The organism is Kitasatospora nipponensis (assembly GCF_039528135.1).
Classification (GTDB): Bacteria; Actinomycetota; Actinomycetes; order Streptomycetales; family Streptomycetaceae; genus Kitasatospora; species Kitasatospora nipponensis.
In genome coordinates this window covers 65,759-76,218 of record NZ_BAAALF010000009.1, presented here as the reverse complement: position 1 = coordinate 76,218, position 10,460 = coordinate 65,759, and the positions used below count along the sequence as shown (strand labels likewise).

Genomic DNA, 10,460 nt, shown 5'->3' with positions numbered 1-10,460 from the left:
GCCCGCGGCGTACCGGCGGCGCTGGTGGCCGCGACCGGGGCGGCGGCGGCGCCGGTGGGGGCCGACGTGCCGGGAGAAGCACTCGCCGAGGTGCTCGCCGAGGTGCTCGTCGAGGTGCTGGGGGAGGCGCTGGGTGAGCTGGGGAGGTCGACGACGGCGGTGTCCCGGCTGCCGTCGATCTCCCAGCCGCTCAGGATCGGCGCGTCCTGGCCGAGCCGCTGCGGGTTGCTGAGCTGCAGCTTGATCGACCCGCCGGGCACGGTCTTCTTGACGGTGAAGGTGAACGTCTTGTGGTAGCCGGGCGGCATCCACTCGTCCAGGTTGCAGTCGATCGCCCGCAGCGGCACGCCGTCGTACTGGTCGATGCTGCTGCAGAACTCGCCGTCGGACCTGATGACGTCGACCCCGTCGGGAACGGTGAAGAAGACGTCCGGCAGGGTGTTGAAGAGGAGACCGGTCAGGCCGGCCGGACCCTCGTTGCGCAGGTCGACCGTCAGGGTCCCGTCCAGGGTGCCGGCCCGCGGTGCCCAGATCCCGGTCAGGGCGAGCCGGCCGCGGCTGTCGGTGGTGACGGTGAACTGGCCGGCGCCGCCCTGCGCGTCCAGGTCCGCCGGCGGTGCGACGGGCGGCGTCGGCGCCTCCGGCCGGCCGGCGGTCAGGTGGGGGCCGGTGCCCGGCGTGTAGTCGAAGGACTTGCGCAGCGCGGCCACGTAGGGGTCGGCGGCCGGCTTGACGTGGATCCTGACGTCGGACTTCCAGGCGGCGGAGGTCACGCCGAAGTGCAGCGGGTCGAGGTGCACCGTCTCGCCGGGGGCGACGGTGGAGTCGATCGTGCAGATCGCGGTGCCCGCGGCGGGCCACCGGGCGGCCGGGTCGCCACCGCCCGCGTACGCGCAGTTGCCGTACTCGCGCTGGAGCCGCAGGCCGGCCGCGGCCTCCACGGTCACCACGAGCTGGGTGGCCGGCAGCGAGCCGGTGTTGGTGACGTCGACGGTGCGGGCGAGGGTGTCGCCGACCTTGGCGGTGACCTGGTCCGGGCCCTGGCCGACCACGAGCCGCGGGCCGCCCACGGTGACCTGGGTGTCGGCGCTCACGCTCGCGGCGTCGTCGGCCGACTCGGTGATGTGCAGGGCGCCGGTGGCACCGACCGCGGTGCCCGGCACCGCGGTGAGCCAGATCATCGGCAGGAGCTCGCTCTCGCCCGGTGCCTGGGAGGTCTCGCAGGTGAAGACCAGGTCCTTCGCGGTGCAGTTGCTGCTGTGGAAGTCCGCGATCCCGCGGAGGGCGGTGGCGTCGAAGGTGAAGTGCCGGTTCCGCACGGTGCCCGGGCCGCTCTGCCCGAAGCCGAACTGCAGGGTTCCGTTCCAGGACTCCCCGGACTCCGGCAGGAGCGAGAGGGTCGCCGGCGGCGTCATCACCAGCTGCGGGTCGGCGGCGGCATGGGCCGGAAAGGCTCCCGCACTCGTGGCCAGCGCGGTGAGGAGCGTGGCAGCGCCGATGTGACGACGTCTCACCATGGACTTGTTCTTCAACGAAAACCCCCGGATTTCAGCTTCTTCTCGGGAAATTCTAGGGCTTCCGAGGGGGTCGTGTCCGTACGGATCAGGCACGACGGGAGCGTGATTCTTCGCCGGCGTACCGTCATATCAACGAATCGACACCTGATCTGTCGCAGGATCAGGTGTCGGGAACGGCGGTGCCCCGCCGCCGGCCGGGGCCGGTGGCGGGGCGTGGGGTGGGTCGGACTACCGCTGGGCGGTGGCCCGGCGGCGCCGGGTGGCGAAGGCGAGGGCGCCGATGCCCAGGGCGAGGACGCCGGTGCCCAGGGCGGCGATGGTGCCGGCGCCCGCGCCGCCGCCGGTGAAGGCGAGTTCGGTGCCGGGGGCGGCGGTGGTGTCGTGGTTCTCGGTGGGGTCGCTGGGCGTCGCGCTCGCCCGCGGCGTACCGGCGGCGCTGGTGGCCGCGACCGGGGCGGCGGCGGCGCCGGTCGGCGTGGCGGACGCGGTGGCCCGGGCGGCGCCGAGGGCGACCTGGACGGTGTTGTTGGCCGGGTTCGGGTCGAAGGCGAACGAGGCGGCCTTCGGGTCGTTCCAGTTGCTCTCGTCCTGGAGGTCGACCTTGACCTGCGGGGCGGCGGCGGGGTCGTCCACCTGGAGGGTGAGGTCGAAGCCGGCCCGGTACCCGGTGAGGACGATGTCCGAGGTCTCGCACCGGTAGGCGAGCGAGTGGTCCGTCATCTCCTGCTGGTGGCACTCGGCCGGGACCTTGGTCGCGGTGACACCGTGCGGCAGGGTCACCCGGACGTCGGCGACGTCGTTGCCGCTGTGCGCGTACTCGATCGAGGCGGGACCGTCGTTGCGCAGCCCGACCGACAGGACGCCCTGCTTGCCGTCGCCCTGCGGGGCCCAGCTCCCCAGGGTCACCAGGTCGGCCGTGTTGTCGGTGAGCACGCCGTACTCGAAGGAGTTGTCGTACACGTGGCGCGGGCTGCCGAGCAGTGCGGCGTCCTCGGTCCGGGTCCCGCCCAGAGCCGCACCCGTGCCGCGCTGGAAGGTGTCGGCGGCGCGCCAGCCCGGGGCCTGTGAGAAGGGTGCGTCCTCGCCGGAGTACACGGCCAGGCCGACCTCCGTGGCCCACGCGGAGGCCGAGACGCCCAGCTCGATCGGGTCGAGCCGGTAGACCTCACCAGGGGCGACGGCGACGTCCAGGGCGCAGATGACCTCGGTGTCTCCCGGCCACTGCTTGGCGCCGCCGGTCGGCTTGGTCTGCGCGTACTCGCAGTTGGAGGCTCGCCGGTCGGCGGTCAGGCCGTCCTCCACGGTCAGCTCGACCACGACCTTGCTGGTGGCCACCTGGCCGAGGTTGGCGAACTCGATCACCGGGGAGACCGTGCCGCCGGGCTTGACGTGCTGGGCCTGGTCCAGCTCCTTGATCTTCAGGTCCGGTCCGCCGACCGAGACCCGCACGTCCGAGCTGGTGCTGGGCGCGTCCGGGGAGGAGGCGGTGACGTGCAGCAGCCCGGTGGTGCCCGGCTTGACGCCCGCGACGGAGGTCAGCCAGTAGTGCTGCAACACATTGATGCTGTCGTAGTTCAGGTCGCCCTCGTCACAGGTGACCACCGACCCCTTGGTCGCGCAGGTGAAACCGCTGCCGAACTGGACGTGGAAGTCGGCGATGCCGGCCAGCGCCGTCGCGTCGAAACTGACCTGCACCTGGTGCAACGGCGTGCTGCCGGTGCGGCCCACGCGGGGGTTCGGCGCGCTGTAGGCGTCGTTCATCGGGTCGGCCGGCGCCGTCATCGGCAGTTGCATGGTGGCGGGGAGGAACAGCTTGAGCTGCTGGTCCGCGGCCTGGGCCGGGAGCGTTCCCGTCGCGGCCCAGAGGAGGGCGACGAGCGCGGTGGTGCCGGCGCCGACGGCGCGGCGGGTGGCGGCAGATGTCACGGGGACCCCCTGGTCAACAAAAATTCCCAGCGGACCCTATGCCCTGGTGCGGCCGGCCGAACGAATTGCTCCCGGTGCGAATCGGTCATTGGCGGACAGGAGCGGTGCAAGTGCGCGCAGATTTTAGGAAATCGTGACCGGGAGCTTGCCCAAGGAAGGTCGCAATATCGATAAAGCCCCGCGACTGCGGTCCCGGGGGACCGCAGCCGCGGGGCGGCAACCGCCGTGCGCCGCTCAGCCGGTGCCGGTGGCGAGCTCCTGCTCCTGCTCGGCGGTGGCCGGCGGGTGCGGCCGGCGGGCGAAGAGTTCGGCGGGGGTGGGGATCCGGCCGGCCGCGGGCCGGGCCGGGGCCGGGGCGGAGGCGGGGGCGGGCTTGGCGGCGGCGTCGGGGCGGCGCGGCTCGGCGGGGCTGCTGCTCATCGGGACATGTCCTCCGGCTCGGTCGGGGGGAGTGCTGGGAACGGCGGCCAGGTGGCGGGGGGCGGGCAGCACCTGGGGTCCGGCGGTCAGGGCCGCGACCGGGAACCCGCTGCCCCGGGCGAGCCGCTCGCGCACCGCGGCCTCGGCCAGGGCGTGGCAGCGGCCGGCCAGCCGGGAGCGGCGGGAGCGCTCGCCGGGCCCGCAGGGCTGGCGGGAGAGCGAGCGCAGCGCGGAGAGGTCGTCGGGGCCGGGGAGGTAGCCGTCGGTGACGGCCTCCTCCAGGCGTTCCAGGTAGCCGCGGGCGCTGCCGGGCAGTGCGGAGCGGTAGCGGACCAGCTCGGCCAGCAGGAAGCCGCGCAGCCGGCCGCCCTCGAGCGCGGCCTCGTCGATGGCCTCGGCCAACCGCAGCGCCTCCTGGACGTCCTCCGCCCAGAGTTCGGCCAGGTCGGCGCCGACCGGCAGGCGGGCGGGGACCGCGGGGTGGAGGGCTTGGGCGAGGGCACGGCGCAGCACGCGCACTTCGTCGGCGCTGAAGGCCATGCCGCCGCGGGACCCGTGTGGCGTAGGCATGATCGTGACACTACGGGAGGAATATCCGATTTGTCGGACGCCTCGCGCCACCCCGCCTGATCGGACTAGTCGGATCGGACCGCGCTGTTCTCAGCCCGCGCCGTTCGCGGGCACCCCCGGGCTCAGGCCGCCTTGTTCCGCTCGTAGACCAGGCGCAGACCGATCAGGGTCAGCCAGGGCTCGTGCACGTCGATGGAGGCGGCCTCGCCGAGCACCAGCGGGGCCAGGCCGCCGGTGGCGATCACCTGGACGTCCTCGGGGTCCTTGGGCGAGAGCTCCTTGGCCATCCGCGCGACCACGCCGTCGACCTGGCCGGCGAAGCCGTACAGGATGCCCGACTGCATGCCCTCCACGGTGTTCTTGCCGATCACGTTGCGCGGCCGGGCCAGCTCGATCTTCTTCAGCTGCGCGCCGCGCAGGCCCAGCGCCTCCACCGAGATCTCGATGCCGGGGGCGATCGCGCCGCCCACGTAGTCGCCGCGCTCGTTGATCGCGTCGAAGGTGGTGGCGGTGCCGAAGTCGACCACGATGCACGGGCCGCCGTAGAGGTGGCTGGCGGCCAGCGCGTTGACGATCCGGTCGGCGCCGACCTCCTTGGGGTTGTCCATCAGGACGTGCACCCCGGTCTTGACGCCCGGCGCCACGAGCACCGCGGGCACGTCGCCGTAGTAACGGCGGGTCACCTCGCGCAGCTCGTGCAGCACGGCGGGGACCGAGGAGCAGATCGCCAGGCCGTCCACCCGGTCGACGCCGGGGCCGCCGGGCTGGTGGCCCATCAGCCCGTGCATCAGCACCGCCAGTTCGTCGGCGGTGCGCCGCGGATCGGTGGAGATCCGCCAGTGCTCGGCGATCTCCTCGCCGTCGAACAGGCCGAGCGTGGTCTGGGTGTTGCCGACGTCGATGGTGAGGAGCATGGGCCGCTTTCCGGTTAGTCGTTACGGACGGAGGTCCAGGCCGATGTCCAGGATCGGCGAGGAGTGGGTGAGCGCGCCGACGGCCAGGTAGTCGACACCAGTCTCCGCGACCTCGCGCGCGCTGGCCAGGGTCAGACCGCCGGAAGCCTCCAGCTTCGCGCGGCCGGCCACCAGTTGGACGGCCTCCTTCAGCTGCTCGACGGTGAAGTTGTCCAGCAGGATCAGGTCCGCACCGGCCTCGAGCACCGGCGGGATCTGCTCGAGGGTGTCGACCTCGACCTCGACCGGCAGCTCGGGGTAGGCGGCCCGCACGGCCCGGAAGGCCTCGGCCACGCCGCCGGCGGCGACCACGTGGTTGTCCTTGATCAGTGCCGCGTCCGAGAGCGCCATCCGGTGGTTGACCCCGCCGCCGCAGCGCACCGCGTACTTCTGCAGGGCGCGCAGGCCCGGGTGGGTCTTGCGGGTGTCGCGGACCGCCGCGCCGGTGCCCTCCAGGACGGTGACCCAGCCGCGGGTGGCGGTCGCGATGCCGGAGAGGTGGCAGAGCAGGTTGAGCGCGCTGCGCTCGGCGGTGAGCAGGTCGCGGGTGCGGCTGCGCACCGAGAGCAGCACCTGGCCGGCCTCGACGGTGTCGCCGTCCTCGACGTGCCGCTCGACCTCGAACTCCTCCTCGCAGATCAGCGAGACCACGGCCTCGGCGATCCGCAGGCCCGCCACCACGCCGGCCTCCCGGGCGGTGAAGTCGGCGGTGGCCACCGCGTCGGCGGGCACGGTGGCCACCGACGTGACGTCCTCGCCGCCGGCCAGGTCCTCGGCCAGCGCCAGGGTCGCGATGTCCTCGACCTCGACCGGGTCCAGGCCGGCCTCCTCCAGCAGCTCGGCCAGCGCCGGGTCCAGGCCGGTCTCGTAGCCCTCGCCGTCCCCGCAGGCGCAGCCGTCGCCGCAGCCGCCCTGGTCGGCCAGCGGCAGCTCCTCGTGGGCGTGCTCGTCGTGGGCGTGGCCCTCGTGCGCGTGCGTCATGGTGGTCAGTGCTCCTCGGGGGTCTGGGCGATGCGGACGCCGTCGGCGAGGCGGATGCCCTCGGCGTCCAGCGTGGTGGTCAGGTGGCGGCGCCAGTGGGCGTCGTCCCGGTCGGGGAAGTCCTCGCGCCAGTGGCAGCCACGGGTCTCCTCGCGGCGGGCGGCGGCGGCCACCAGCGCCTGGGAGACCAGCAGCAGGTTGGCCGCCTCCCAGGTCTCCACCCGGGGGTCGGCGGGCTTGCCCGCGGCGGCGTGCGCGGCCGCCTCGGCCCGCAGCCCGGCCAGCGCGTCGGCGGCGCGGGCCAGGCCGGCCGCCGAGCGCAGCACGCCGGCGCCGCGTGACATCGCGTGCTGGATCGCGGCGCGCGCCTCGGGGGCCGGCAGCGGGACGCTGCGCGCGGCCCGGGCGCCGGCCACGTCCACCGAGCGCTCGGGCAGCTCGCCGGCCGCGTGCCGCTCGGCCAGGTCGGCGGCGATCCGCTCGGCGAAGACCAGGCCCTCCAGCAGCGAGTTGGAGGCCAGCCGGTTGGCGCCGTGCACCCCGGTGCAGGCCACCTCGCCGCAGGCGTACAGGCCGGGCACGGTGGTGCGGCCGCGCAGGTCGGTGGAGACCCCGCCGGAGGCGTGGTGCGCGGCCGGCACGATCGGGATCAGCCCGTTGACCGGGTCGATGCCGTGCGCCAGGCAGGAGGCCAGGATGGTGGGGAAGCGCTCGCGCCACATCGCGGCGCCGAAGTGCCGGCCGTCCAGGTACATGTGCTCGGCGTCCCGGGCCTGCATCCGGCGGGTGATCGCCTTGGCCACGATGTCGCGCGGGGCCAGCTCGTTCAGCTCGTGCTGCCCGACCATGAAGCGCACGCCGTCGGCGTCGACCAGGTGGGCGCCCTCGCCGCGCACCGCCTCGGAGACCAGCGGCTGCTGGCCCTCGGCCTGCGGGCCCAGCCACATCACGGTGGGGTGGAACTGGACGAACTCCAGGTCGGTCACCTCGGCGCCGGCGCGCAGCGCGAGCGCCACGCCGTCGCCGGTGGAGACCGCCGGGTTGGTGGTGGCGGCGAAGACCTGGCCCATGCCGCCGGTGGCCAGCACCACGGCCCGGGCCCGGATCGCGCCGACCCCGTCGCGCTGGCCCTCGCCCATCACGTGCAGGGTCAGGCCGGCCGCGTGGCCGGCGGCGTCGGTGAGCAGGTCCAGGACGAGCGCGTGCTCGATCAGTTCCAGGCCCGGGTCCGAGCGGACCGCGGCCACCAGGGCCCGCGATATCTCCGCCCCGGTGGCGTCGCCGCCCGCGTGCACGATCCGGTGCCGGTGGTGGCCGCCCTCGCGGGTCAGCAGGATCTCGCCGTCGGCGTCCTGGTCGAAGGTCGCGCCGGCGGCGATCAGGTGGCGCACGGCGTCGGGGCCCTCGGTGACCAGGGCGCGCACCGCGTCCTCGTCGCAGAGGCCGGCGCCGGCCACCAGGGTGTCGTCCAGGTGCTGCTCGGGGGTGTCACCCTCGCCCAGGGCGGCGGCGATGCCGCCCTGGGCCCAGCGGGTGGAGCCGTCGTCCAGCATGGCCTTGGTGACCACCGTCACCCGCAGGCCCGCCTGGCGTGCGCTCAGGGCGACGGTCAGGCCGGCCACGCCGGAGCCGACCACCACCACGTCGGTGGTGGCGGTCCAGCCGGGCGCGGGGGCGGTGAGACGGTGGGTGGCAGGCATGGGGGATGCTCCGGTCTGGTGGGTCGTTGTGCTGCTGCGGCCGGACGGGCCTCAGGCGTGCACGGCGTCGCCGCGCAGGGTGTCCGAGTCCGGCAGGGCCTCGGCCGGGTCGGCGCCGGTGCCGGTGATCCGGTTCTCGGCGTCCACGAAGACCACCTTGGGCTGGTAGGCCCTGGCCTCCGCGGTGTCCATCTGCCCGTAGGCGATCAGGATCACCAGGTCGCCGGGGTGGACCAGCCGGGCGGCGGCGCCGTTGATGCCGATCACGCCGGTGCCGCGCGGGCCGGCGATGGTGTAGGTCTCCAGCCGGGCGCCGTTGTTGATGTCGACGATGTGGACCAGCTCGCCGGGCAGGATGTCGGCGGCCTCGAGCAGGTCCTGGTCGACGGTCACCGAGCCCACGTAGTGCAGGTCGGCCTGGGTCACGGTGGCCCGGTGGATCTTGGACTTGAACATGGTGCGGAGCATGGGTCACGCCTCCTGAGGTGAGTGCATGCCGGACGGACGAACTGCGCTGACCACTTACCTGACGATCACACGAACGTTGTCGATCAGGCGGGTGGACCCTACCTTGGCCGCCACCGCCAGCACCGCCTCCCCCTGGAAGTCGTCGGCGGCCTCGACGAAGTCGTGCGGGTCGATCAGTGCCAGGTAGTCCAGGGCGACGCCCTCGGCATCGGCCAGCACCCGGCCGGCCGCCTCGCGGATCGCGCGCGGGCCCTGGGCGGCCACGTCGCGGCCGGCGAACAGCGCCCGGGAGAGTGCGGCGGCCTGCTCGCGCTCGGCCTCGGACAGGAAGCGGTTGCGCGAGGAGAGCGCCAGGCCGTCCGCCTCACGGACGGTCGGCACCCCGACCACCTCGACGTCGAAGTCCAGGTCGGCCACCATCCGCTGGACGATCGCCAGCTGCTGGGCGTCCTTCTCGCCGAAGAAGGCGAAGTCCGGGTCGGTGATGTGCAGCAGCTTGGCGACCACGGTCAGCATGCCGTCGAAGTGGCCCGGACGGGTCGCCCCCTCGAAGCGCTCGCCCATCGGGCCCGCGGCCAGTCGCACCTGCGGGGTGCCGTTGGGGTAGACCTCCTCGGGCAGCGGCGCGAAGACCACGTCGGCGCCGTTCTCCTCGGCGAGGCGGACGTCGGCGGCCAGCGAGCGCGGGTAGCGGTCCAGGTCCTCGCCCTCGCCGAACTGCAGCGGGTTGACGAAGACCGTCACCGCCACCCGGCCGTCCGCGCCGACCTCCTTGCGGGCGGCGCGGATCAGGGCCGCGTGGCCCTCGTGCAGCGCGCCCATGGTCATCACGACCGCGTTGTCCACCGGCTGCTCGTCGGGCCAGAAGGCCGGCTCGAAGTCGGCGACGGTGTGGGTCAGGGCGGTCCGGCGGGTCTTGGGGGCCTTGGTGGCGGGCTTCGGGCGGGCCATCAGAGAGTCTCCTCGTTGAGTACGTCCAGCAGCGCGGCCGCCGCTTCTTCCTTCAGCGTCCCGTGCGCCAGGGCCCGCTGGGCGGTGGCCTTCGCCATCGCCCGGTAGGCCGCCGGGATGTCCGGGGACACCGTACTGAGCTGCGCCAGGTGGCGGCGCACCGTCCCCGTGTCGCCGCGGGCGACCGGGCCGGTCAGCGCGGCGTCGCCGGAGCGCAGGCTGTTGTCCAGGGCGGCGCCCAGCAGCGGGCCCAGCAGCCGGCCGGGCTCGGCCACCCCGGCCGTGCGCAGCAGCTCGGCGGCCTGCGCGACCAGGGTGACCAGGTGGTTCGCGCCGTGCGCGAGGGCCGTGTGGTAGAGCGGCCGGACCGCTTCGGGCACCCACTCGGGCTCGCCGCCCATCTCCACCACCAGCGCCTCGGCCACCGGCCGCAGCTCGTCGGGCGCGCTCACCCCGAAGGGGCAGCCGGCCAGGCGAGCCAGGTCGACCGAGGTGCCGGTGAAGGTCATCGCGGGGTGCAGGGCCAGCGGCAGCGCGCCGGCCCGGGTGGCGGGCTCCAGGATGCCCACGCCGTGCGCGCCGCTGGTGTGCACCACCAGCTGGCCCGGGCGGATCGCGCCGGTGGCGGCCAGCCCGGCCACCAGGGCGGCCAGCGCGTCGTCGGGCACGGTCAGCAGCACCAGGTCGGCGGCGGCCAGCACCTGAGGCGGGGTCACCAGGCGCACGCCCGGCAGCAGGGCCTCGGCCCGGCGGCGGGAGGTGGTGGAGACCCCGGAGGCGGCCACCACGCGGTGGCCGGGCAGCCGCAGCGCGGCGCCCAGCGCCGGGCCGACCCGGCCGGTGCCCACCACGCCGACGGCCAGGCGGGCCGGCCGGTCGGCGGGGTCGAGGCCCGCGGGGTCGAAGTCGAACAGGTCGTCGGAGGTGCTCACGGTTCGCGTTCCAGTCCTCTACGGGTACCAGACGTACCGTCC

9 protein-coding genes are annotated in these 10,460 nt (G+C 74.3%); all 9 read right to left on the bottom strand.

Going from position 1 to position 10,460, the window contains the following annotated elements:
* A partial coding sequence (locus ABD323_RS04960; protein ID WP_344439609.1) for a hypothetical protein occupies positions 1–1,517 on the bottom strand: 1,517 nt, incomplete at its 3' end.
* 228 nt (positions 1,518–1,745) lie between these two features.
* The gene (locus tag ABD323_RS04955; protein WP_344439607.1) at positions 1,746–3,443 is read right to left on the bottom strand and encodes a hypothetical protein; all 1,698 of its coding nucleotides are present in this window, start codon (positions 3,441–3,443) and stop codon (positions 1,746–1,748) included.
* Positions 3,444–3,677: 234 nt separating this feature from the next.
* On the bottom strand, positions 3,678–4,433 hold the full coding sequence (locus ABD323_RS04950) for a hypothetical protein (protein ID WP_344439605.1): 756 nt from the start codon (positions 4,431–4,433) through the stop codon (positions 3,678–3,680).
* A gap of 122 nt (positions 4,434–4,555) precedes the next feature.
* Positions 4,556–5,347 (bottom strand): type III pantothenate kinase, encoded by a 792-nt coding sequence (locus tag ABD323_RS04945; protein ID WP_344439602.1) that lies wholly within the window; start codon positions 5,345–5,347, stop codon positions 4,556–4,558.
* Between the two features lie 21 nt (positions 5,348–5,368).
* Positions 5,369–6,367, bottom strand: coding sequence for a carboxylating nicotinate-nucleotide diphosphorylase (gene nadC / locus ABD323_RS04940; RefSeq protein WP_344439600.1), 999 nt, complete (start codon positions 6,365–6,367; stop codon positions 5,369–5,371).
* Between the two features lie 5 nt (positions 6,368–6,372).
* Positions 6,373–8,067 carry an L-aspartate oxidase gene (locus ABD323_RS04935; RefSeq protein WP_344439598.1) on the bottom strand — a complete coding sequence of 565 codons (1,695 nt, stop codon included), beginning with the start codon at positions 8,065–8,067 and terminating at the stop codon, positions 6,373–6,375.
* A gap of 51 nt (positions 8,068–8,118) precedes the next feature.
* Positions 8,119–8,535: an aspartate 1-decarboxylase gene (gene panD, locus ABD323_RS04930; protein WP_344439595.1), complete on the bottom strand. Its 417-nt coding sequence runs from the start codon at positions 8,533–8,535 to the stop codon at positions 8,119–8,121.
* Positions 8,536–8,589: 54 nt separating this feature from the next.
* Positions 8,590–9,486 (bottom strand): pantoate--beta-alanine ligase, encoded by an 897-nt coding sequence (gene panC, locus ABD323_RS04925; RefSeq protein ID WP_344439593.1) that lies wholly within the window; start codon positions 9,484–9,486, stop codon positions 8,590–8,592.
* Entirely contained in the window at positions 9,486–10,418 is a 933-nt protein-coding gene (locus tag ABD323_RS04920; RefSeq protein ID WP_344439591.1) for a Rossmann-like and DUF2520 domain-containing protein, read from the bottom strand. Before ABD323_RS04920 ends, panC begins: the two co-directional genes overlap by 1 nt.
* Positions 10,419–10,460: the final 42 nt, after the last annotated feature.

Coding starts and splice junctions, on each gene's coding strand:
- ABD323_RS04950 (WP_344439605.1), bottom strand. CDS start 4,433: ATGCCTACGCCACACGGGTCCCGCGGCGGCATGGCCTTCAGCGCCGAC.
- ABD323_RS04945 (WP_344439602.1), bottom strand. CDS start 5,347: ATGCTCCTCACCATCGACGTCGGCAACACCCAGACCACGCTCGGCCTG.
- nadC (WP_344439600.1), bottom strand. CDS start 6,367: ATGACGCACGCGCACGAGGGCCACGCCCACGACGAGCACGCCCACGAG.
- ABD323_RS04935 (WP_344439598.1), bottom strand. CDS start 8,067: ATGCCTGCCACCCACCGTCTCACCGCCCCCGCGCCCGGCTGGACCGCC.
- panD (WP_344439595.1), bottom strand. CDS start 8,535: ATGCTCCGCACCATGTTCAAGTCCAAGATCCACCGGGCCACCGTGACC.
- panC (WP_344439593.1), bottom strand. CDS start 9,486: ATGGCCCGCCCGAAGCCCGCCACCAAGGCCCCCAAGACCCGCCGGACC.